The following is a 23,588-nucleotide window of genomic DNA, read 5'->3' on the forward strand; positions in this document are numbered from 1 at the left end:
AATTTATAAAACAGTATTGCATATAAAATAAATACCTTCTATCTTTGTGTCCATTTTCGAAGAACCGAAATACAATTATTAATTAATAAATAAATCGCTTACTACCACCAAAAATGGATCATTTAAGTTATAAAACCCTTACTGTCAACAAGAAGACAGCCAACAAAGGCTGGGTAATTGTTGATGCAGGGCAAGGAAGCTTGGGTCGCGTGGCGTCTGAAATCGCCAAGATCCTGAAAGGCAAAAACAAGCCTTCGTACACGCCAAACGCTGACTGCGGTGACAACGTGATCGTTATCAATGCTGATGACACTCGTTTCACAGGTCGCAAGTGGGATCAGAAGTACTACCTGTCGCACACTGGTTACCCAGGCGGTCAGAGAAGAACTTCTCCACGTGAGCTAAAGGCTAAATCATCAACGCTGCTCGTAGAGCGCGCAGTTCGTGGCATGTTGCCAAAAGGCCCACTAGGTCGCGAGCTATTCCGTAATCTTCATGTTTTTGCAGGAAGCGAGCATCCATTTGCAGCTCAGCAGCCTAAAGAATTAACCTTCAATCTATAATTAATTAATGGAAGTTATCAATACATCCGGTAGAAGAAAAACCTCGGTGGCACGTATCTATATGACGGCCGGGCAAGGGAATATCACTATTAACGGTAAAGATATCAAGGCATACTTCCCTAACGAAGTATTGCAAACTATAGTAAATCAGCCGTTTCAAACCTTAGATCTGATTGGCAAGTACGATGTTACTGCTAATTTAAAAGGTGGTGGTGTAAGCGGCCAGGCTGAGGCACTAAGACTTGCTATCTCTAAAGCCCTGGTAGTTGAGAACGCCGAAACTAAGTCAACGCTTCGTAAAGAAGGATTCATCACACGTGACCCACGTATGGTGGAGCGTAAGAAGTTCGGTAAGCGTAAAGCGCGTCGTTCATTCCAGTTCAGCAAACGTTAATATTTTAGGTGTATCAACAACATGGCAAGTACTAATTATAAAGAATTACTGGAAGCTGGTGTACACTTTGGTCACCTTACCAGAAAGTGGGACCCGAAAATGGCTCCATACATCTTCATGGAGAAGAACGGTATCCACATCATCGACCTTAACAAAACTCTGGTTGCGCTTGACGAAGCTACTTCAGCTATCAAGAACATCGCCAAGTCTGGTCGTAAGATCCTGTTCGTAGCTACTAAAAAGCAGGCGCAGGACATCGTGGCTGAAGAGGCTAAGCGTCTTAAAATGCCTTACGTTACCGATCGTTGGTTAGGCGGTATGCTTACTAACTTCGCTACTGTGCGTAAGTCTCTTAAGAAAATGTCTACCATCGACAAGATGATGAAAGACAACACAGCTTATGCAGCTATCGCAAAGCGTGAGAAACTGATGCTTTCTCGTGAGCGTGAGAAACTGGAGCGTGTACTGGGCGGTATCGCAGATCTGTCTCGTCTACCAGCTGCTCTTTTCATCGTTGACGTGAAGCGTGAGCACATCGCAGTTAAAGAAGCACACAAGCTTAACCTGCCTGTGTTCGCTATCTGCGATACAAACTCAAACCCTGAGTCAGTTGATTTCCCAATCCCTGCAAACGATGACGCTTCTAAGTCAATCGCCCTGATCGTTTCTATCATGGGTAAGGCTATTGAAGAAGGTCTGTCTGAGCGCAAAGTGGACAAAGAAGAAACTGAGCGTAAGCGTTCTGAAGAAGAAGGCATCAAGGCTAAACAAGAAGCTGACGAGCAATAAGAATTTGCTCATATTGCAACATATCAAACTGAACATTGGGCAGACTGCTTCAATGTTCAGTTTGTTTTAGGGGCTCTGTATCAGACAATAGATTTTAGACAAAAGACAATAGACTTTTCTATTCACTTATAGTTGTCTGAAGTATAAACAGAGCACGAAAACCGAAATTCTTAATTATTAATTCGTAATTCATAATTATAAAAATCATGGCTATTACAGCACAAGACGTTAACAGACTTCGCCAGGAAACTGGTGCTGGTATGATGGACTGCAAAAAAGCGCTTACTGAAGCTAACGGCGACTTTGAAGCAGCTAAAGATATTCTGCGCAAGCAGGGACAGAAAATTGCCAGCAAGCGTGCTGACAACACAACTTCTGAAGGTATTGTATTAACGCAGGTTTCTGCTGATGGCGCAACTGGTAAAGTAGTAGCTATCGCTTGCGAAACTGAGCCGGTATCTAAAGTAGAGGATTTCAGAAACCTGGCGCAGGCAGTTCTGGATGCAGCTGTTTCTACAAACGCTGCTTCTAAAGAAGAATTATTGGCTACACCACAAGCTGATGGCCGCTCGCTGCAGGACCACATCACGGATCTGATGGGTAAAATCGGTGAGAAGATCGACGTAGTTTCTTACGAGACTGTAAACGCTGAGAAAGTTGTAGCTTACAACCACTCTAATGGTAAATTAGGTGTATTGGTTGGCCTTAACAACACAAACGGTACAGATGTAACTGAAGTTGGTAAAGACATCGCGATGCAGATCGCGGCTATGAAGCCAATTGCACTGGATAAAGACGGTGTAGATGCAGCTACTATCGAGCGTGAAATCGAGATCGGTAAAGAGCAGGCACGTGCTGAAGGCAAGCCAGAGAACATGCTGGAGAAAATTGCGCAGGGTAAACTGAACAAGTTTTACAAAGAAAGCACACTGTTAAACCAAGAGTTCGTTAAGGATTCTTCTTTAACAATCGCTCAGCTGCTTGAGAAAACAAGCAAAGGCTTAACAGTAACTGATTTCAAGCGTGTAGCTATCGGTGCTTAATTAGCTTTTAGCTTATAAACTATAAAAGCCCGCTGATGAAGCGGGCTTTTTTTATGGTTGATCTTTTAACGGTTTGGCTATGAGCAGGCGGGCTTTAAAAGCTATTTACCTGTCAACCAAGACCAAAGTTTGTTTAAAGTATTATCGTTTCGTTTAGCACTATCCACCCGCTTGCTTATAGCTGTTGTTGTAAGGCGTTTTTTTTCTTCTTTCAGTACTTCTAGGTTACTTTCAAATGCTTTGAATCCTGTTGTATCATCACGTTCTACTTCCGTCCAAACAGTTGATTCACGTTCCTTCTCTGTCCTAAGGTCTTCGTATTCATAATGGCCAATTTCATCAGCCTTTCCTGATAATATGATTTTGCCATTTTCAATCCAAGTAATTGCTCTTTCAATGTCAGACTGTAACTGTGGATAGAAGCTTTCAATCAATTCTGACTTTTCTGTTTCTGACATTCCTTCCCATGTTTCAGCTTTATAGTTGCTGGGCGGAACTTCAACAGTCAAGCCATAACCCAACCCCAAGTAATTCAGAAAGGCATATCCCTTGCAATATAGGTCGTAGAATTGTCTAAGGATATCTGGCAGCTTTTCGTCTTTATTTTTGGCGGCATATAGGAGATTGAGCATTCTCCATTTCTCGTATTCTGCAAGGTCGATATACCTGTCTATAAGCAGATTTACAAGTTCACACTTCGCACCGTTCTTTTTGTAGTTGAAAGAAATCAGTTCAAGGTATTCGTCTTCTGACAAAATGGTTTCTAATTCCTTGTCTGAATATACCCAAGACTCAAATTCTTCCAAGGCGACCGTTCCAAATATGGTCTCGTAGAATTTTTGTTCTATATACCTTGGAAGCTTCTTCATGATTTAAATGGTCTACAACTAGCAGATAAACTTAATAATCAAGAAACCTTACCCATTCCTCCTCACCGTACTCACAAAGACGTCGCGCATATCAACAAAGCGGTTCACAACGGCTTCTACAAATTCTTCATCTATCAAAGCTATAGCGCCTTCGTCTCCATTTACTTCGGTTTCTTCAATTTTATAGATCTGCTCCAGGTTGGCCTTCTCCAGTTTAATAATGTACTTTCCGTTATAAGAATGCAAGGTGATCTTAACGTGCGGGTTTGGAATGTCTGCTACTACTCTCATAGTTTATAGTTTAATGTGCTGATTAGTTAATGTGTTAATGTATATGGGCCAGAGGCCCAACTATAGTTAGTCATGAGCGTGGATGCTCGCGCCATCTCTGTTTTCTTTTGTCTTTTGTCAAAAAGTCCTTTGCCTATAGTTACTCCTCTTCTATAGCAATGCCCATTAGCTGCATGAGCTTGCTGGCGTTAAAGCTGCCGCAAATGCCGCGTTGCAGTTTATAGTCGAACAGGATCTTATTGCCTTCTATGGTGCTGTTGAAACTATAGTTCTCTACGCTGCCTTTCAGTTCTTCTTCCATAGCGCCAAGCTCCAGGTCGTGCGTCGAGATCATGCCGGAACTATAGCGCTGGTGCAATTGCCTAATCAACGCCATGGCGCCTAAATGACGGTCGCGGGAGTTCGTGCCTTTCAGAATCTCATCCAGCAAATAGAAGACCGGTTCGCCCTGTTCGGTCATGTTCAGGAGTATACGCAGGCGCTTCAGTTCGGCATAAAAAGACGAGGTACTTTCGGCCAGGTTATCGACGGTACGCATGGCGGTGTAAACCTGGGCCGGTGAAACACGCAAATGGCGGGCACAAACGGGCGCTCCGGCAAAGGCAAGCACCATGTTTATGCCCACCGTACGCAGAAAAGTGGTTTTACCCGACATATTGGAGCCGGTAACTATAATGGTATGCCCCACGCCCTGCATCGAAAAGCTGTTGGCGATGCGTTCCGATACAAAAATGAGCGGGTGCGCCAGCTCTTCCGCCGAAAATTCAAACGGCACATCACTTATCTCCGGAATGGCGTGCGTAGGGTTAGCTTGCTGGTGCGCTGCTATACTGGCTATAGTTTCAAAACTGGCCAGCACTTCCAGAGAGCCTTTTACCTGCTCCAGGTAACGGTCGCGCCAGTTCTCCAGCCGGTACATCCATATAAAATCCCACATCAGGATCGTGTTCAGGAAAAAGGCCATGAGTGTGCTTAACCGGTAAGAGAAGAAATCGATGATGGTAGCCAGTTTGCCCAGCGCTACGGATGCCCTTACATTCCCAATATGCAGTTTTTGCTGTAACTCCACGAGCATCGGGGCATGAAACTGGTGCTGCTCAATGTGTCGCAACTGTTTTGTATAGCTGCGCATGGCCTCGTAAATGGCAATGCTGTTATCATAATAGGCATCCCGCTCTACCCGAAACCTATAAGCCAGCAACGATTGCACTACCAGCAAGCCAACAGCCGGATAGCCGGAGTACCCATAAAACCACGCAACTATAGATGCCAGTGTAACTACAGGAACTATAAAAATAAGCGGCTTCAGGTAGGTATGTTTGCTGTAAAAACGGTTCTCCTGCAGCCATGCAAAAAAGTCCTGTTTACTTTCCTGGGTGTGTTTGTAGTGTCGCGGTAATACCAGCAGGTTTTGCAGCCAGTCTATAGTTTTCGGTTCAGCTAACTCAGCTATAGCTTCCTGGCGTTGCACAATCTCGGTTTTAGCGGCTCTGTGTTGCAGCCAGGTGGCCAGTTTTGCTTTGCCTATAGTTGTAACCGACCGGTTTATCAGCTGAAATAGCGAGTTCGGGCCAAAAATATCAAGGTCAGAAGTATACGGGTGATGATCGTCGGTAAACTCATGGCCACTTTCCAGCTTTGCAATGTTGCCTTTTAAACGGTCGAGCTCTTCCAGGTTCAGTTCGTGCAGCAGCTTTAATTGCTGGCGCTGATACTCCAGGCGTGTGTGCCAGCGCATAACCATTACAAAAACCACATACCCGGCAACTATAGCCAGGGCACCCAGCAGGTTATTGCCGGAGCTAAAAAAATGGTAAGCAGCTGCAACGGCAGCCACAAACAAAAACACACGCAACCACGACACACGCGATGCTTTACCTGCGGCTATAGTTTGCTGTTGCTTAAAAGCCGAAGCCCGCGAACTATAGATCTCTGATGGGTTATGCTGCATGTGTTAAATGGTGGCGATGCACTTCAGTTCAATAGCGATCGGGGTTGGCAGGCTGCTGATCTCTACCGTAGTACGGCAGGGCTGGTTGTCCTTAAAATACTCGGCATAAATGCGGTTATAGGTCGCAAAATCAGCTTTCATGTTTGTCAGGAACACGGTTACATCCACCAGTTTATCCCAACCCGAGCCGGCATCTTCTAAAATGTAGCGTACATTCTGGAACACAGAATGGCACTGCGCTTCGATGTCGTAAGAGGTAATGTTGCCGGCATCGTCCAGCTCCACGCCGGGTATCTTTTTAGTGCCGCGCTCGCGGGGGCCAACCCCGGACAGGAACAACAGGTTGCCAACTTTGCGGGCATGCGGGTATAGCCCAACCGGTTCAGGGGCCTTAGAAGAATTTAGTATCTCGTTTTGATTTGCCATAGTCAAATATAAGCATTGTGGGCTAATAAACCCTACCAAACGCCGGGAGCCGGCTGACTGGCCGGCTCCCAACTATAACAAAACAACTTACACAAACAGGAATTTATTGCGTGAACCGGACATCGCCGTATTTAGAGGTAATGGACACGGCTGCTTTGGACGAGCTGTTGCCAAACTTACCCTTATAATCAGCAGAGGTATAGTCTTTCTCCATCGATGTGATATTGACCAGGTCTTTGTTCACCTTAAAATCACCGTACTGCACATTCACATCGAAATCGAACGCAGTGTTGTCGGCAAAATTAAGCATGATGGGGATGTAGGTGCTGGCCAGCTTTATGTTTTTAATGCTGTTGCTGATGTTGTTTACCCGGAACGAACCGTACTTCATTTCCATGGTAATGCCTTCGGCAAGACGGCCTATGGTCAGGTCGCTGTACTTGCTGTACCCGTTCAACGATCTGGCATCCGCGGCATTCAGGTCGAAGTAAGCCAGTTGCAGCGTGCCGCCATTTATATAACTACAGCTGCCGGAGCCATAGGTCAGTTTCAGAGCGTTGTTTGCATTGGCAAGTCTGTCGCATTTTAGGTTGCCGTATTTCATGGTTACATCGGCTTTGCCTTTAAGCGCTGCCAGGTACACATCGCCGTACGTATTCTTCAGGGTAATGGCGTTGGACTCGGGCATGTAAATGGTGTAGTTTATCTCGGATGAGCTCATTCCGGAATTACGGCCCGGCTCGTACACTGTTTTAAGGTAGATCGTATTCCCTTCGCGGGCTTCGTCCACCTGCATGCGGTTCAGCAGATCATTTGCCCTGTTTTCAGATCCGGCACGGGCAATCATGTCAACCTTTACCTTTATCTCCTTTTTATCCCAGGTGTTTACATGCACGCGGCCATACTTGTTCTCTATGTTCAGAATGTCGGAGCTGTTTACTTTGTAGGTCTTCTCAAAAGTTTTGCGTTTCTCGGCATCGTATTTTACCGAGACTGTAGGCTGGCCCGGTCGCACGAAGTGTACCGGCGGCTGCGCCACATGCACCCGTGGCTGAACTATAGCTACAGCAGATTCCGGGCAAGGCGGTGCCGGTAAGGCTGGCGGCGTTGGTGCAGGCGGGGTGGATGGTCTGTCGGTCGCTTGGCGAGCGAGTACCATAGCTGGGGCCATTACAAAAATAATAGCCAGGTAGCGTAGAGATCTATACATTGGTTTCATTGCTTAGTTGTTCTTCGGTTGTTTGTTTCTGAAGGGTTTCTATTTTCTGTAATACTTCCAACTGGCGATTCAGCACTTCGATCCGTATCTGCAGGTTCTGGATCATGGCGTTCATCACTTTATCGGTATTGGGGGCAGTTAGTAATTGCTTTTTAAGCTGAATGTAGCTGCTGTCCAGGCGGGCAAGCTCGCGGTCTATGTCGCGTTTTTCGTCTAGGCCAAGCACTTTCATGTCGTACTCGCTCAGTTCTTCTTTCTTGCTCTTCAGTTGGCTGGTGTAGTAGGCTTCCACTTCAACCAGTTCGGGGGCTATCTTTTGTATGGCCGGCTGGGTGGCCGCTGCCAAACTATAGGTTCCCTCTTCGGTGCGCTGCTTGGTCATCCATAGTGTCAGGCCGCAGCCCAGCAGCAGCAGTATGGCAGCTGCTACGCGCATAAAGGCCAGGTTACCGCTAAAGCTAAAATTATCGCCGTAGCTGAACCGGATCACTTTGGTCTCCTGTCGTTCTTTCTCAACCGATATTTCCTGACAGATCTCCTGCCAGAGCTCCGGCCGGGGCTCATACACATCGAACTCATCCCGATGCTCGCTTACAAAGTCTTTCAGTCTATCTTTCATGTCTGTTATTGTTTGTTCTGTTATCAGGCCGCGAACTGTGGCTCACGCATGATTTCTAATAATTTCTTTTTTGCCCTACTGTACTGCGACTTGGAAGTAGATTCCGATACACCCAGTATCTCCCCTATTTCTGTGTGGTCGTAGCCATCCAGCAGGTATAAGCTTAGCACTACTCTGTAGCCATCCGGCAGCTTTTGTATGGCGCGGCGCACCTTGTCTACCTGCCAGGCGGCGTCCTCCTCATCCGAGGGCTCGTCTGCCACCTCGCCGGCAATGCGCTCGTCCATAGGTACCAGCTCTGCCCGGCGTTTCCGGATAGCGTTGATCGCGGCGTTTACCACGATCTTTTTAAGCCAGCTGCCAAACGAGGCTTCAGATTTGTAGGAATGAAGATTTTTGAAGGCACTGATGAACGCTTCCTGCAGTACATCTTCTGCTTCGGCGTAGTCGTTGGTGATGCGCATGCTCACGTTGAACATGGCTTTGGAGTATAGCTTGTATAGTTCGTACTGTGCCCGGTTGTCGCCACCCTTGCACCGCTCCACTACCTGCTGATTAACGTCCTGATAAGTAGATGTCTCCAAGTTACTCCGTTTTAGGAATTATATTTTCTTTATTATCACCATCGGCGCTGCCGTTTCTTCATTTCCCTGCTGTCTCCCCTACTTGCATACTAAAGACAAAGCCCTAAACCGAAGGTTGCATTAAGTTGCAAAAATTTTCAGGATAATAGTGCGTTGCCCCAACTATAGCTGTCGTTTACAGGGCAGCAATCGTTTACTCACAAAAAAAGCCAGCCCTTTGCAGAGCTGGCTTCTAACGTTTGACAGAACAAGTACTTACAGTATTAAGGACTTTCAGGATTGTAGAGACGCAATACCTTGCGTCTCCGCTATGAAATGATGGGCCAAACTATAGTTTATCCTTGTTCTGCAACTATATCCAAGCGAGTCTGGAGACTCGCGCCCACTGTACGCCACCGGTTGGATGCCAGCGCAAGTTTTAAATTCTGTAAATCTTTAGGATGAGTTTGCTTAGATGTCGACAAAAAAAAGAGACGCAACGTATTGCGTCTCTACATTCCGGCCGATACTTCAATTCTGTTTCAAACTATAGTTTCAGCCTAATATTAAAATTATTGAATATTAAAATGTTAGTCCATGATATCAAATTTGATGCCCTGGGCAAGTGGTAGCTCACGGCTATAGTTAATGGTGTTGGTCTGGCGGCGCATGTATACTCTCCAGGCATCAGAACCGGACTCACGTCCACCACCTGTTTCTTTCTCACCACCAAATGCACCACCGATCTCAGCACCGGACGTACCAATGTTCACGTTGGCAATACCGCAGTCAGAACCCCAGTGGCTCAGGAATGCTTCGGTCTCCAGCAGGTTGGTAGAGAAGATAGAAGATGACAGGCCTTGTTTTACGCCGTTCTGCAGCTCAATAGCATTCTCTACATCACCGCTGTATTTGATCAGGTACAGAATCGGGGCAAAGGTTTCTTCCTGCACGGTTTCGTAGTGGTTCTCTACCTCAACTATAGCCGGTTTTACATACGTGCCGGTCTCGTAGCCTTCGCCACTCAGCAGGTCGCCACCGGTTATCAGGTTACCGCCCTCCTGCTGCACTTTCTCCAGCGCATTGGTAAAGGCATTTACTGCGTCCTTGTCGATCAGCGGGCCTACCAGCGTCGTGCTGTCCAGCGGATGACCGATCGGCAGTTTTGGATATACTTTCAGCAGGCGCTCTTTTACCTGCTCGTAAATATTTTCGTGGATAATAAGGCGGCGGGTCGTCGTGCAACGCTGTCCGCAGGTACCAACCGCTCCGAATACAACGGCTATAGTTGCCAGTTCCAGGTCGGCATGTTCGGTCAGAATAATGGCGTTGTTACCACCCAGTTCCAGCAACGATCTGCCTAAACGGGAGCCCACTGCTTCGCCTACTTTCTTGCCCATACGCGTAGAGCCTGTAGCCGAAACCAGCGGAATACGGTTATCGTGGCTCATCAGGCTACCAATTTCCGCATCCCCGATGATCAGGTTAAAGATACCTTCCGGCAGGTCGTTCTCGGCCAGCACCTCTCTTATAATATGCTGACAGGCAATAGCGGCAAGCGGCGTTTTCTCGGATGGTTTCCAGATGATAACGTCGCCGCACACGGCAGCCAGCATGGCATTCCAGCTCCACACTGCTACCGGGAAGTTAAACGCTGAAATAACGCCAACAATGCCCAGCGGGTGGTACTGCTCGTACATGCGGTGCTGCGGGCGCTCCGAGTGCATGGTATAGCCGTGCAACTGGCGCGACAATCCTACCGCAAAATCACAGATATCGATCATTTCCTGCACCTCGCCAAGGCCTTCCTGCAGAATTTTGCCCATTTCGTAGCTTACCAGTTTGCCTAAAGCCTCTTTGTGCTGGCGCAGCTTCTCTCCTATCTGGCGCACAATCTCACCGCGCTTTGGAGCCGGCATTTTACGCCATACTTTAAAAGCTTCCTGAGCCGTGGTAACTATAGTTTCATAGTCTTCTGGGGTGGCCATGGTTACGGTAGCAATCAGGTTGCCATCGGCTGGCGAGGAAATATCGCGGGTAGTTTTGCCGGTGCCGCCCCAGGTAAGGCCGGTGCTGTAAGCGGGGTTGATGTCTTTTACTCCTAACTGTTTTAGCATGTCAGCTATGTCCTGCTGCAGCGGAAGCTGATCTATGGTCTGTTTCATGAGTTTTATGTAATGCGTTTAGTGCCTGCCGGCAACTATAGCTTAGCCAACAGACGGAAATGATACAAAAGGGTCTTTTACAAAGCTATAAAATAAAAAAGCTTCTGCAAGGCTGCAGAAGCTTTCTGTAGGATTATCAGTATGTTAATTACCCTTTGCCTATCGGGTAGTAAGCTTTCAGGCCATCCGGGTAAACACCCTCAATGTACACCACGCCACCTTCAAAGTTCTTCAGGTGTTTCTGCACATCGCCAGGCTCATTTACCGGGTATTTATCAATTCTGGTAATAATAAAGCCGTCTTTCATGCCTGTATCGCGGAATTTGCTGCTGCGCACGCCTGTAATCTTGGCACCGCCGTCAATACCCAGCTTGTTCATTTCCTGCTTGCTTACAGGCTCAAACGTAGCACCGTCAAAGGTAATGGCTTTGGCAGTTGCACGCTTGGTAAGCTCAGTGCTCGAGTTCATGTTCTTCAGGGTCACGTTGGCAGTTCGCTCTTTACCATCGCGCATGTACGCTACTTTTACCTTGTCGCCAGGGCGGTAGCGGGCAATCTGCTCCAGCAACTGCGACGATTTACTGATCGCCACACCATTTATAGCCGTGATCACGTCTCCTTCTTTAAGACCGGCATCCTGGGCACCACTGTTTTCGGTTACACGGGCAACGTATACGCCGTTCAGCGTTTTCAGGCCTTTTTCTTTTGCAAAAGCGGCATCAATTTCCTGGATGTTGGCACCCAGCAAGGCACGCTGTACTTCACCAAACTTCAGCAGGTCATCTACCACTTTGCTAACTATAGCCGATGGCACCGCAAACGAATACCCGGCAAAAGAACCGGTCTGCGAGGCAATGGCTGTGTTTATACCTACCAGGTCGCCGTTCAGGTTAACCAGCGCACCACCCGAGTTACCCGGGTTTACGGCAGCATCCGTCTGGATAAACGATTCGATTGTCATATCGGCTGTCTGGCCGTTGCTGCGCTGGTTTGTGCTCAGGATGTTGATGTTACGCCCTTTGGCACTAACAATACCGGCAGTTACAGTTGAGGTCAGGTTCATAGGGTTACCTACGGCCAGCACCCACTCGCCTACCTGTAGTTCATCGGAGTTGCCGTAGCGGATAACCGGAAGCTTATCAGCATTTATTTTCAGCAGGGCAAGGTCGGTGTTCGGGTCCGAACCAACCAGGGTTGCTTCAAACTTGCGCTTGTCGTCCAGCACAACTTCTATTTTATCTGCCCTGTCAATTACGTGGTTATTAGTAACAATGTAGCCGTTAGAGGCAATGATCACGCCGGAGCCGGAGCCCATTTGCGGGCCGCGTGGCACGCGTTCGCCAAAGCCATCACCAAAGAACTCGCGCAGGAACGGGTCCATCGGGCTGCTATAGTTTTCGGATGAGCGGACACTGTACTCCGTCATAACATGGACTACGGCCGGTGTGGAAACCTGTGCTGCTTTAATGAAATTTAAACCTTCGGGCACCGCATTGGTGCTGCTGCGCATTTCGCTTGTGTAGCGGACTTTCGGATACTCTACCTGCTCCTGGGTAGTTTCGGGGTTGTTGTCTTCCAGCAGCTTATAGCTACCTACCGCAACACCGCCACCCAATAAGGCTGAAAGCGTGAGGCCGACAATAAACTGTTTCGTCTTCATTTAATAGGGTTATAGTTAAATTAATATATAGTTTCAGCTATGTAGTTTACCGTATAACGTTATACTTGTATACGGTAGTGTGCCTGCAAAGGCGGGATAAGCTTCTCTAAGGTATAAACAAACAAAAAAGAGGCCAAAAATTACGGGCCTCTTTTTTGTTTTGTATCTCTGGGTTAAGCTTCTACAGCCTTACCGTTCTCAGATGTTTTTGCTTTTTTTGCTTTGGCGGTTCTGTTCTCATCCGCCTCTTCGGTACCGGCAATGCTGATCTGGCGTTTCATGGTCTTATGAGCATCTTTCGGTACGTTTACCTGCAGTATGCCATTCTCCAGTCGGGCGGATATCTGGTCAGGATTTACGTTATCAGGCAGGTAGAACGAACGGGTAAATGAGCCGTACTGAGTTTCCAGCATCTGGTAGCGTTTGCCGTCGCCTTCTTTGCGCTCAAATCTGCGCTCACCCGAAATGGTCAGGCGGCCCTCCTGGAAATCAATCGAAATGTCTTCTTTTTTAATGCCTGGCAATGCTACCTCAATTTCGTAGCCATTTTCAGTTTCGCAGGCATCTACGTGTGGTGTAAAGCTGCTCATGCCTCTTGCGTTTACCGATTCGTTAAAGAACCTGTCGAGCATGGAGCTGAATGTCTGTGGCATGTTGGTTTCCATGCCGGTATATTTGCTTAGTGCCATAGTTACCTCCTTTTTTAAAGTTCTTAAACTTAACTTTCAACTATAGGATAGTAAAAACTATGCCAATGGAATTATGCTGATTTTTTATGAAAAAATGTCATTTCTGAAACCATAAACCCCGCTAACTATCTGACGCTTTTACAGTTACCACATCATTAGTAAGAAATACTGGCAGTTTGCGGTGTCCTGCCTATCGTGTACTTTAGCTCCAGCCCGAAAACAGGTGTAATGCGGTTCCGTTTGGTCGTGTAGCCTTCCTGTAGCAGCACGCCATCTTCATCGTACTCCGGGGCAATCATGACATAGTAGCGGTCTGTCTGGCGCATAAAATATGGGGTAATACGCAGCTTTTCGGTCAGTTCGTAGGTCAGGTGCAGGCGCAGGCGCGTACGGTCTACCAGTCGCTTTTCCTCGTTCTCATCTTCATCATTACCAAACTCCGACAGCAGTGTGGCTTCGTAGCTGATAGCCGGTGAAATGAACCTGCTTTTAAGTGGTAGGCGCTTCCCTAACTCTACGGAAAGGTTATACCTGCCAAAATCCTTCCGGCTCTGCTGTACCACATAATCAAACAGTAGTTGCTTGTTAAAGTACAGGCCTTTCAGGTTACCGTTGTGCCGGATAAACGGCGATATGAAAAGAGACTTCGGAAAATTTTCGGCTGCATAGCGCACGATTGCCCCGCCCCGCCAGTGCTCGGTAAACGTGTGCTCGTAACCCAGGCTCAGTTCAATGCGCTCCAGGCTGCTCAGCACCCCGGAATTGCTGAAATCGTTGTACCGGCTGTCGGTATTAATGCGGTACTGGTTCCGGATAAAAAGGATGCCGTCTTCGCCCAAGTCAGTGCTTAGTTGCAGCTCCGGCCAGATGGTAGTTGGCGCCGTAACCTTACTTTGCCCCAGCACCGTTGCCGGAAGCACCAAAAGCAGCAGGAAGTATAGTTTTCTCATATTCAGCAGCAGTTAAAATACATCACCACTTTTTGCAGCGCTTCAGAATAGGCAATCCAGCGGCCATCTTCTTTGCCCAACAGGTAATAAAAGCCAACCCGGCTGGAGTCATTTTTTATATCATTCCAAGCAGTGCTATCCGCATAGTAAGGGTCAAACGTCATTCCTTCTTTTATAGCCGGGGTCGCAAAGTTCTTTTCATCAAAAAAACTATCTATCCTATTAAGAATGAATTTATCCCACTCCTCCGGCGAGGCATTTTCAGGAAGGTCGTAGTTTATCAGATCAATTGCTTTAAATTTCTCTTCGTAGATCTGCTCTCCTTTGCTGTTTTTTATCTCAAAAGTTACTGTTGCAGCCTGCACCGAATCACCTCTCAGCTGCACAATAAAGATATCCTTCGTAGCCGGATCAGAGAACGTGTGGTATTTTACACTTTGCTTTATAATGTTCGTTTCTGCCTCAGCTATTTCTGTTGGCTTTGTCTTTTGCTCCTCTGCGCTGCCACAGGCGCTCAGCAGTACAGCTATCATTCCGGCAACAAGTAGATTTCTCATAACTATAGTTTATGCCTGCAACTCCTGCACGGCCACAAAAGCCATCAGGCCGATACTGGTTTCCAGGGCAGCTTCGTCAATATCAAAGGTTGGGGTGTGCACGCCGGATGTAATGCCACGCGCTTCGTTGCGGGTGCCTAAACGGTAAAAGCAGGCAGGCACCTCCTGCGAGTAATAGGCAAAATCCTCTGCCCCCATCCACAGATCCAGGTCTACTACATTTTCTTCGCCCAGGTATAGTTCAGCTGCTGCACGTGCTCTGCCTGTCAGCTCCGGATCGTTCTGCAGAAAAGGGTAGCCATTTTTAATATCTATATCGCAGCTGCCGCCCATGCTTTCGCAAAGGCTTTCGGCCAGTTTTCTTATTTTCTGATGCGCTTCTCTTCTCCATGTTTCGTTCATCGTCCGGAAAGTACCTTCTATTTTCACTTCGTTCGGGATGACGTTGGTGGCACCTTTGGCTTCTATTTTACCAAAGGAAAGCACGGTTGGCGTTTTGGGGCTGGCATGGCGGCTCACGATCTGCTGCAGTGCAACTATAAGGTGTGCCGATATCAGAACAGGGTCAATATTCATTTCGGGTAGCGCCGCATGGCCACCTTTGCCTTTCACGGTAATGTAGATCTCATCGGCGCTGGCCATGTACATACCAGACTTAAAGCCTACCTTACCCGCCGGCAACAGCGGAAACACATGTTGCCCGATGATACCTTCCGGCGCCGGATTTTGCAGTACGCCTTCCTTTATCATGATTGAAGCGCCACCCGGAAACTTCTCCTCGCCGGGCTGGAACACCAGTTTTATAGTTCCTTCAAACTCCTCGCGCAACTCGTGCAAAATACGGGCAGCACCCAGCAACGACGCTGTATGCACGTCATGTCCGCAGGCATGCATCACGCCCTGATTCCTTGATCTATAGTCTACTTCATTGGCTTCCACTATAGGCAGGGCATCCAGGTCGGCACGCAGGGCAATTGTCTTCTTATCGGGGTTTCTGCCTTTTATCAACGCTACCAAACCTGTTTCGGCCATCGTTTCCGAAGCGATGCCATAGTTCCCGAGCGTATGCTTTACATAGGCTGCCGTATTGTATTCTTCAAAACTAAGCTCCGGGTTGGCATGTATGTGGCGACGCACCTGCACCGTTTCAGAGGCATAGGCTTTCGCCAGTTCTTTTATTTTATCTGCGATGTTCAAGTTCTTAATTGATTCTGAAGTAAGTTAACTACTTACTTGGTTTGATATTTCTACTTTCTAGGTACAACTGCAAACTATAAACTTGTCTGTCTTCGCTATTTACTTCCTGCTGACACTTACTTGCTGTAATGTCTACAGCGTTCTGGTCTACCATTTTATATGTGCTATCAATCAAGGCATGGTTTAAACCATACAATTTTACTACGGTTTCTTGGCTAACGTCTTCTATAATTCCTCCATCAGGGCAGAACGTATTAAAAGCACTTATTTTTCTTTCGTAAGCATAGGTATCCCCGTTTTCATCAAAATAATAACTATACACTATATCCCAGTCTCCACTTTCGCTGTAAGGGGACTCAGAGATCCTTATTATCCTACCTGATGCATCTTTTAGGATGTTATAGGTTTCTTCAATCTCTTCCGGCCATGCTTCATTAAAGACTTCCACTGGTTTATTTGTGTCCTTAACTTTTACAAGCACCTTAACTTCATCAAGGTTTTTGCTAAATAAAGTATCTGTCTGTGCTTTCTGTCGATAAAGCCTTTCTTTTAGTTCCCGGGTACTATAGGCTTGCTTACTTTCATCAACCGGAGCTTTGTTTACTTTTTGAGCACAGGATAAAACAGCAGCAGAAAGCAGTGTAAGAAGTAATCGCTTCATAAGTAACTAAAGGTAGCAAAAATAAAAAACGTTGCGAACCTGTGGGACCGCAACGCTCTAAAGTCTCTAATCTATTATCTACCGTCTCATTTAATATTGATCTGGTCCTGCACGATCTGCGCATTCGGGATCAGGTCTGAGATCTGGTTGAGCACCTGCTGCGCTTCCAGGCGGGTAAAAAAATCGCCTACCTTTAACCGGAAATTCGGCTGGTTGTAGGTCAAATAATCTTTTACTTCCGGCACGCGCCTGATAATTGACTTACGGAGGTCCATAACGGTTTGCCGCTCAGAACCATTGTAAGCCAAGATACGGTAACCCTGTGCATACTTGATGTTCTTGTTCACGCTGGCCACGGTATCCATCAGCACGGCCACTTTGCGGTTTACATGATTGGCTGGCTCTACGCGGGCACCCGGTGCATCTTCCGGTGTTTCGTATTTCGGGCGGTAAACGCTCAGGTCTTCCACCACTTTATCTTTTCCGCCAGATTTAACCGTTCTGTCTGACGAGCCGCCTGCCGATGACGACGCGCAGCCTGTGGAAATAACTATAGTTAGCGAAAGTAAAAGACTAACGATTCTGTTCATGGGTAACAATTTGGATACTGGCCGAGCAACCTAACCTGTCGGCGCCTGCCTTAATTAACGCCTGCGCATCTTCGAATGTTCGGATGCCGCCGGCCGCTTTGATTTTTATGTGCGATGGCAATACACGGCGCATCAGCTCCACGTGCGCCACCGTAGCTCCTGCAGAAGCAAACCCTGTTGACGTTTTTACATAATCCACACCGGCATTGGTGCAGAGCTCGCAGGCTTTTACAATTTCATCGTCTGTCAGCAGTGCTGTCTCGATGATCACCTTCAGCTCCGCATCTTTTAAATGACAGAACTTGGCCAGCTCGCTCAGTTCGTTCTCCACACCGCTATAGTTACCTGACTTCAGGGCAGAAATATTGATGACCACATCAATTTCCGTAGCGCCGTCGGCAATGGCCTGATGCGTTTCCAGGAACTTTACTTTCGGATGATTATACCCCAATGGGAAACCAACCACGGTGGCCACCTGCACATCAGTGCCTTTTAAACGCTCTGCTGCGGCCTGCACATAGCACGGCGGAATACAAACAGCTGCGAAACTATAGTTACGGGCTTCGTCGCAGATCTGCAGTACCTGGGCTTCGGTAGCATCAGGTTTCAGGATCGTGTGGTCAATATAGGAAGCAAGCTCTCTTGCCATAATTCGAGATTTTATATGAAAGACAAAAGGTTTTAGACTTCTCTTTTTATACTTTCAGATTTATGTAAACATAAAGCAGCCACTAATTTGAGTTAGTGGCTGCGGTATTCTTAGTCTTCAATTATTATACAACGGTTGTGCAGCAGGTCGTCTTCTACGGTTTTGTATTTAACGTCCTTCACTACACGGCCATCTGTGTACTGTACACTTACACGGTCGTTGCGACCGGCTACTTTCTGCGAGTGGGCCGGCATTATTTTTTCCGGTTCCGGAGCCGGCATTGAAGTATGCCCGGACTGGTTCTCGAGTGATGAATGTACTTCCTGCTTCTGCTCTTTCAGCACGGGTGCTTTAGGCGCCTGCTGCGGACGTGGCTCACGCACCTGGTCTGGCGCCTGAACCGGAATAAATGCATGGAACAGGAAGTTTATAGTTTCCTCGTTCACTTTACCGATCATGCGCTTAAACAGCTCAAACGACTCGAACTTGTAGATCAACAACGGATCTTTCTGCTCGTACACCGCGTTCTGCACGCTTTGCTTCAGGTCGTCCATCTGGCGTAAGTGCTCTGTCCAGGCCTGGTCTATAGTTCCCAGCGTAATCAGTTTCTCCATCGCCCGGATCAGCTCCATGCCATGTGTTTCATACGTTTTGGTCAGGTTGGCTACAGCAGCTAACTGGCGCTTACCATCTGTAAACGGTACCGCTACGTTCTCAATCATCGGTCCACGGTTGGCATGGATGTCGGCAATGATTGGGTACGCGTGGTCTGCGATCTGTTTGTTGCGCGTCAGGTAATGGTTCAGTGCTTCGTTGTATAAGCGCTCTACCAGTTGGTTAGCCTGTACGGTCTTAAACTCGCTCTCATTGATAGATGACTCGATACCGAACACACGCAGCACGTGCAGTTGGAAATTTTCGTAATCGTTGATGTTCTTGTAGCTCACGATCACGTCCTCGCTGATATCATAGATCATGTTCCAGATATCCAGTTCCAGGCGCTCGCCGTACAGGGCGTTTCTGCGGCGCTTGTACACCACCTCACGCTGTGCGTTCATCACGTCGTCGTACTCCAGCAGGCGCTTACGCTGTCCGAAGTTATTCTCTTCTACTTTCTTCTGGGCACGCTCAATCGAGCTGGTGATCATCGAGTGCTGAATCACTTCCCCTTCTTCCAGACCCATGCGGTCCATCAGGCGGGCAATTCTGTCAGAGCCGAACAGGCGCATCAGGTTATCTTCCAAGCTCACAAAGAACTGCGAAGAACCCGGGTCACCCTGGCGACCGGCACGACCACGCAACTGGCGGTCTACGCGGCGTGACTCGTGGCGTTCTGTACCTATAATGGCCAGACCACCGGCAGCTTTGGCTTCTGGGGTAAGTTTAATGTCGGTACCACGACCGGCCATGTTGGTAGCTATAGTTACCGTGCCTGGCTTACCAGCTTCCGCTACAATTTCAGCTTCTTTCTGGTGCAGTTTGGCGTTCAGTACCTGGTGTTTGATCTTGCGCAGCGTCAGCATACGGCTCAGCAATTCCGAGATCTCTACCGAAGTTGTACCCACCAGTACCGGACGACCCGCTTCTGTTAAAGCTACGATCTCGTCGGCAACAGCATTATATTTCTCACGAACGGTTTTGTATACTTTGTCGTGCTCGTCTTTTCTGGCAATAGGCCGGTTGGTTGGGATAACAACTACGTCCAGTTTATAGATATCCCAGAACTCGCCTGCTTCTGTTTCGGCAGTACCCGTCATACCAGACAGTTTGTGGTACATACGGAAGTAGTTCTGCAGCGTAACCGTAGCGTAGGTCTGTGTGGCATCTTCTACCTTCACATTCTCTTTCGCTTCAATGGCCTGGTGCAAACCGTCTGAGTAACGACGACCTTCCATCACACGGCCTGTCTGCTCGTCTACAATTTTCACCTTGTTATCCGGCGTTACGATATACTCCGTGTCTTTTTCGAACAGGGTATAAGCCTTCAGTAACTGGTTTATGGTGTGGATGCGTTTTGATTTCTCCTGGAAGTCGGCGATCAACTGCTCTTTTCGCTGTAGCAGCTCTTCGTGGCTCAGCGATTTGTCGTTCTCCAGGTTTGCGATCTCCGTACCAAGGTCCGGCATGATGAAGAAGTTCGGATCTTCGCCCTGGCCTGTGATCAGGTCAACGCCTTTCTCGGTAAGCTCGATCTGGTTGTGTTTCTCATCGATGGTAAAGTACAGCGGCTCGTCGGCTTCCGGCATCTGGCGTGAGTTATCCTGCAGGTAGTGGTTTTCTACTTTTTGCATGATGGCACGGTTACCGGTCTCGCTCAGGAACTTGATCAAAGGTTTGCTCTTAGGCAGACCACGATACGCTCTGAACAGGGCCAGACCACCTTCTTTCTCGTTTCCTTCTTTTATAAGACGCTTGGCTTCTGTCAGGAAGTTGGTAACTACTTTGCGCTGCGCCTCCACCAGCATCGAAATGCGTGGCTTCAGGATATGGAACTCGTGTTCGTCGCCACGTGGTACCGGACCTGAAATGATCAGTGGTGTACGGGCATCGTCAATCAATACAGAGTCCACCTCATCGACCATGGCGTAATGGTGCTTGCGCTGTACCAGGTCCTGTGGCTCGCGGCTCATGTTGTCGCGCAGGTAATCGAAGCCGAACTCGTTGTTTGTACCGTAAGTAATATCAGCTTTGTAAGCGTTGCGGCGGGCCTCCGAGTTTGGCTGGTGCTTGTCTATACAGTCGATGGTGATACCATGGAACTCGAACAACGGTGCCATCCACTCCGAGTCACGACGGGCCAGGTAGTCGTTCACGGTTACCACGTGTACACCACGTCCGGCCAGTGCGTTCAGGTAAGCAGGCAGGGTTGCTACCAATGTTTTACCCTCACCGGTCGCCATCTCGGCAATTTTACCCTGGTGCAGTACTATACCACCAATCAGCTGTACATCGTAGTGCAGCATATCCCAGGTTATCTCGTTGCCAGCAGCCTCCCACTTGTTCGCCCAGATCGCTTTGTCGCCATCCAGCTGTACGTTTGGCTTGCGTGCGGCAATGGCGCGGTCTATGTCGGTAGCGGTTACTACCAGCTGGCCGTTCTCTTTCCAGCGGCGGGCAGTTTCTTTCACTATCGCAAAACCTACAGGCAGCACTTCCATCAGTACTACTTCCAGGTCTTTATTACGCTGCTTCTCCAGTTCGTCTATCTCCGAGAAGATGGCTTCCTTCTGCACAATGTTCAGCTCGGTTTCTTCGGCTACGCGCTTGTGCAGGGCGGCTATCTTTTCATCTACAGGCTTCAGCCGCTCTGCTATTATGCCTTTGATCTCTGCTGTTTTCTGGCGCAGCTGGTCGTCTGTAAGGCCTTTAAGCTTAGCGTACTCTTCGTTTATTTTAGATACGTAAGGTAGTACCTCTTTAATATCTCTGTCGGATTTGGTTCCGAATAGTTTCGCAACGGTTTTACCGAAAAAATCAAACATCTGTGTCGGTTGTTCTTAAATGAAATCTTCTGTTTGCAATATCGTCAAAAGTAAGGTGTTTTTCTGACATATTTTACGTTCTGTACTAAAACAATACCACATTAATTCCTGTTCAGGATATCTGCCATATTTACCGGTAAAGTATAGAAGATATACTATTTACAGTGGAAAAAGCTAATTAACTATGACAGAACAGGTAAAATGTGGTTGGTGGATTGTTAGATTGCTGATCGCTGAGAGAGCTGCACCCAGACATAAACTATAACGATCAGGAGCCCTGTTATTGCCAGTATGTACTTCCGCTGTTTATGTTTGTATGTATAGCCGTCCTTTTTCAGGTTCCAGTCGAACAGCACGCTTATTAAAAACGCAGGCAAGTTAAAAATCACCTCCACCCAACTATAGCTTTCCTTAGCCTTCCTGAAACTGATGGCCTGCTCTTTTCTCTTATAAAAGCGGTTCCAGTTCCTGACTTTTCGCTGCTGGTAATCCGTCGGGACATTTCTTTTCAGCAGTTCCTGTTTTGCCTGTTCTACAGCAACCGGGTTCCACTTATCCGGATAGTTCGCTATTCTTACCAGTTCGTCTGTTTTGCGGGCTGCTATAGGTGGTGAAAATTCCATGCTACTGCTTCTTTTTAGCGCCGTAAATGTATTGCATCTCCACCACATCCTCCCAGCCATCCGGCGTCAGGAACCACTCTTTGCGAATTCCTACCTGATCGAATCCGGCTTTGATAAAGAGATTAATACTGGGCAGATTGGTGGCCGTAACCGAGCAATACACCTGGTGCAGCCTGAGCACATCGCGACAATAGGTCAGTAGCAGATTAAGCGCATCGGCAGCATGTCCGTTTCCGCGGTATTCTTCTGTTATCACAATGCCTATGCCAGCCCGGCGGTGTAACGGGTCGAAATCGTACAGGTCGATGGCGCCTATAGTTTGCGCATCAGCATTGCAGATCACCAGCCGGAGTTGTTTTACGGTATAGATATCGAGTGCGGCATTTTCGAGGTACTGCTCCAGCACGAATTTAGAATATGGCGTAAGTGTGTTGCCCACATGCCACACGGCAGTATCGTTTTCTAAAGCGTACAGAAAATCCAGGTCGGTAGGCTCGAGGGCGCGCAGGAAGGTTTGGTCTGTTTTCAGGAACACGGGGCTATAGTTTGGTCTATAGTTACAAGCTACATAAAAAAGAAAAAACTCCCAACAATTTATAGTTGCTGAGAGTCTTGTTTTATAGTTGGACCTATAGTTTGGTCTGCTGTAGTTAACCCACCCCTACCCCTCCCGAGAGGGGAATTTTTGTCCCCTTATAGTTTTGGTTGTAGTTCTATAGTTACCTTATTTGCTGGCGCGAGTTTGCAACTCGTGCCTTCATAATCCAGGAACATAAAGTACGAGCTGCAAGCTCGCACCAGCACGTAAACTATAGTTTAAACCGTAACCGAACCTGTAAACACCTGCTTGGCCGGGCCGATCAGGTAGATATACTTAAAGGTATCTTCGCCGGATTGCTGAAAAGCTACTTCCAGTTCGCCGCCCAGCACTTTCACTTTTACAGGGCTCTGCATGCCTTCTAAACCAGCCACTAACGCGGCTGCTGTTACACCTGTTCCGCACGAAAGCGTTTCATCTTCCACGCCACGCTCGTAGGTGCGCACAAATATCTCGTTGTCGCTTAGTTTCTGCACAAAGTTTACGTTGGTGCCTACTGCTGCAAAACGATCGTTGTAGCGTATCGCGCGGCCTTCTTCAAACACATCTATAGCTTGCACATCATCAACAAAGCGGATGTAATGTGGTGAGCCGGTGTTCAGGTAATAATCATTGCCAATTCTTTCTACGCCGTTCACGTCGTTCATCTTCAGCTGTATCAGGTCGCGCTCTACGCTGGCCTGGTGCTCGCCGTCGGCAGCTAAAAAACAGGCTACGTCTTCTATCACGCCTAACTGGCGGGCAAAGCGTACCGTGCAGCGCGCGCCGTTTCCGCACATCGAGCCCACACGGCCGTCGGCGTTATAGTACACCATCTCGAAATCGTAGTCCGGGTGGTCCTGTAATAATATTAATCCGTCGGCGCCAATGCCCACGCGGCGGTCGCAGAGGTGCTTTACCAACGCTTCGTTCTCGCCCGGGAAGGTCATTTTCCGGTTGTCGATCATCACGAAATCGTTGCCGGTGCCCTGGTATTTATAAAAACTGATTGCCATGTATCTGAAACAATTAAAACTGCCGGTTCGTGCCCTATTAAGGTG

General features: G+C 47.8%; 24 protein-coding genes. 4 read left to right on the top strand and 20 right to left on the bottom strand.

Annotation, left to right across the window (positions count from 1 at the left end):
• The first annotated feature begins 113 nt into the window (after nucleotides 1–113).
• The 4 genes from rplM (at nucleotide 114) to tsf (ending at nucleotide 2,789) form a co-directional block, all read left to right on the top strand.
• Nucleotides 114–563 (top strand): 50S ribosomal protein L13, encoded by a 450-nt coding sequence (rplM, locus tag H7F15_RS09710; RefSeq protein ID WP_185196782.1) that lies wholly within the window; start codon nucleotides 114–116, stop codon nucleotides 561–563.
• Nucleotides 564–570: 7 nt separating this feature from the next.
• Nucleotides 571–957: a 30S ribosomal protein S9 gene (gene rpsI, locus H7F15_RS09715; RefSeq protein WP_185196783.1), complete on the top strand. Its 387-nt coding sequence runs from the start codon at nucleotides 571–573 to the stop codon at nucleotides 955–957.
• Between the two features lie 21 nt (nucleotides 958–978).
• Nucleotides 979–1,746, top strand: coding sequence for a 30S ribosomal protein S2 (rpsB, locus tag H7F15_RS09720; protein ID WP_185196784.1), 768 nt, complete (start codon nucleotides 979–981; stop codon nucleotides 1,744–1,746).
• 206 nt (nucleotides 1,747–1,952) lie between these two features.
• The gene (gene tsf, locus H7F15_RS09725; RefSeq protein WP_185196785.1) at nucleotides 1,953–2,789 is read left to right on the top strand and encodes a translation elongation factor Ts; all 837 of its coding nucleotides are present in this window, start codon (nucleotides 1,953–1,955) and stop codon (nucleotides 2,787–2,789) included.
• Between the two features lie 101 nt (nucleotides 2,790–2,890).
• Here the strand turns inward: tsf and H7F15_RS09730 are convergent, their stop codons facing one another.
• From H7F15_RS09730 to dapF, 20 genes are all read right to left on the bottom strand, one after another.
• Nucleotides 2,891–3,658 carry a hypothetical protein gene (locus tag H7F15_RS09730; RefSeq protein WP_185196786.1) on the bottom strand — a complete coding sequence of 256 codons (768 nt, stop codon included), beginning with the start codon at nucleotides 3,656–3,658 and terminating at the stop codon, nucleotides 2,891–2,893.
• Between the two features lie 48 nt (nucleotides 3,659–3,706).
• On the bottom strand, nucleotides 3,707–3,949 hold the full coding sequence (locus H7F15_RS09735) for a hypothetical protein (RefSeq protein ID WP_185196787.1): 243 nt from the start codon (nucleotides 3,947–3,949) through the stop codon (nucleotides 3,707–3,709).
• A gap of 139 nt (nucleotides 3,950–4,088) precedes the next feature.
• Entirely contained in the window at nucleotides 4,089–5,900 is a 1,812-nt protein-coding gene (locus H7F15_RS09740) for a DNA mismatch repair protein MutS (RefSeq protein ID WP_185196788.1), read from the bottom strand.
• Nucleotides 5,901–5,903: 3 nt separating this feature from the next.
• Nucleotides 5,904–6,326: a RidA family protein gene (locus H7F15_RS09745; protein ID WP_185196789.1), complete on the bottom strand. Its 423-nt coding sequence runs from the start codon at nucleotides 6,324–6,326 to the stop codon at nucleotides 5,904–5,906.
• Nucleotides 6,327–6,429: 103 nt separating this feature from the next.
• The gene (locus H7F15_RS09750) at nucleotides 6,430–7,536 is read right to left on the bottom strand and encodes a DUF4097 family beta strand repeat-containing protein (protein ID WP_185196790.1); all 1,107 of its coding nucleotides are present in this window, start codon (nucleotides 7,534–7,536) and stop codon (nucleotides 6,430–6,432) included.
• The gene (locus tag H7F15_RS09755) at nucleotides 7,529–8,164 is read right to left on the bottom strand and encodes a hypothetical protein (protein ID WP_185196791.1); all 636 of its coding nucleotides are present in this window, start codon (nucleotides 8,162–8,164) and stop codon (nucleotides 7,529–7,531) included. The genes H7F15_RS09750 and H7F15_RS09755 overlap by 8 nt, the downstream gene beginning before the upstream one ends.
• Before the next feature lie 23 nt (nucleotides 8,165–8,187).
• Nucleotides 8,188–8,748 carry an RNA polymerase sigma factor gene (locus H7F15_RS09760; protein WP_185196792.1) on the bottom strand — a complete coding sequence of 187 codons (561 nt, stop codon included), beginning with the start codon at nucleotides 8,746–8,748 and terminating at the stop codon, nucleotides 8,188–8,190.
• 569 nt (nucleotides 8,749–9,317) lie between these two features.
• Nucleotides 9,318–10,892, bottom strand: a complete 1,575-nt coding sequence (locus tag H7F15_RS09765) for an aldehyde dehydrogenase family protein (protein WP_185196793.1) — start codon at nucleotides 10,890–10,892, stop codon at nucleotides 9,318–9,320.
• Nucleotides 10,893–11,040: 148 nt separating this feature from the next.
• A complete protein-coding gene (locus tag H7F15_RS09770; RefSeq protein WP_185196794.1) occupies nucleotides 11,041–12,552 on the bottom strand; it encodes a Do family serine endopeptidase in 1,512 nt (503 codons plus the stop codon).
• 173 nt (nucleotides 12,553–12,725) lie between these two features.
• Nucleotides 12,726–13,241: an Hsp20/alpha crystallin family protein gene (locus H7F15_RS09775; RefSeq protein WP_185196795.1), complete on the bottom strand. Its 516-nt coding sequence runs from the start codon at nucleotides 13,239–13,241 to the stop codon at nucleotides 12,726–12,728.
• A 155-nt stretch (nucleotides 13,242–13,396) separates the two neighbouring features.
• Nucleotides 13,397–14,191 carry a hypothetical protein gene (locus H7F15_RS09780; protein ID WP_185196796.1) on the bottom strand — a complete coding sequence of 265 codons (795 nt, stop codon included), beginning with the start codon at nucleotides 14,189–14,191 and terminating at the stop codon, nucleotides 13,397–13,399.
• Nucleotides 14,192–14,193: 2 nt separating this feature from the next.
• Nucleotides 14,194–14,748: a hypothetical protein gene (locus tag H7F15_RS09785; RefSeq protein WP_185196797.1), complete on the bottom strand. Its 555-nt coding sequence runs from the start codon at nucleotides 14,746–14,748 to the stop codon at nucleotides 14,194–14,196.
• A 9-nt stretch (nucleotides 14,749–14,757) separates the two neighbouring features.
• Nucleotides 14,758–15,945, bottom strand: coding sequence for a M20 family metallopeptidase (locus H7F15_RS09790; RefSeq protein ID WP_185196798.1), 1,188 nt, complete (start codon nucleotides 15,943–15,945; stop codon nucleotides 14,758–14,760).
• A 28-nt stretch (nucleotides 15,946–15,973) separates the two neighbouring features.
• Nucleotides 15,974–16,606 carry a hypothetical protein gene (locus H7F15_RS09795; protein WP_185196799.1) on the bottom strand — a complete coding sequence of 211 codons (633 nt, stop codon included), beginning with the start codon at nucleotides 16,604–16,606 and terminating at the stop codon, nucleotides 15,974–15,976.
• 86 nt (nucleotides 16,607–16,692) lie between these two features.
• A complete protein-coding gene (locus tag H7F15_RS09800; protein WP_185196800.1) occupies nucleotides 16,693–17,196 on the bottom strand; it encodes a sporulation protein in 504 nt (167 codons plus the stop codon).
• On the bottom strand, nucleotides 17,180–17,845 hold the full coding sequence (gene deoC, locus H7F15_RS09805; RefSeq protein WP_185196801.1) for a deoxyribose-phosphate aldolase: 666 nt from the start codon (nucleotides 17,843–17,845) through the stop codon (nucleotides 17,180–17,182). The genes H7F15_RS09800 and deoC overlap by 17 nt, the downstream gene beginning before the upstream one ends.
• A 110-nt stretch (nucleotides 17,846–17,955) precedes the next feature.
• Complete coding sequence (secA, locus tag H7F15_RS09810) at nucleotides 17,956–21,327, bottom strand: preprotein translocase subunit SecA (RefSeq protein WP_185196802.1); 3,372 nt, start codon at nucleotides 21,325–21,327, stop codon at nucleotides 17,956–17,958.
• 218 nt (nucleotides 21,328–21,545) lie between these two features.
• Nucleotides 21,546–21,950, bottom strand: coding sequence for a hypothetical protein (locus H7F15_RS09815; protein ID WP_185196803.1), 405 nt, complete (start codon nucleotides 21,948–21,950; stop codon nucleotides 21,546–21,548).
• Nucleotide 21,951: 1 nt separating this feature from the next.
• Nucleotides 21,952–22,485 carry a GNAT family N-acetyltransferase gene (locus H7F15_RS09820; protein WP_185196804.1) on the bottom strand — a complete coding sequence of 178 codons (534 nt, stop codon included), beginning with the start codon at nucleotides 22,483–22,485 and terminating at the stop codon, nucleotides 21,952–21,954.
• 281 nt (nucleotides 22,486–22,766) lie between these two features.
• Entirely contained in the window at nucleotides 22,767–23,543 is a 777-nt protein-coding gene (dapF, locus tag H7F15_RS09825; RefSeq protein WP_185196805.1) for a diaminopimelate epimerase, read from the bottom strand.
• Nucleotides 23,544–23,588 lie beyond the last annotated feature (45 nt).

This window comes from Pontibacter sp. Tf4 (genome assembly GCF_014212495.1).
Classification (GTDB): Bacteria; Bacteroidota; Bacteroidia; order Cytophagales; family Hymenobacteraceae; genus Pontibacter.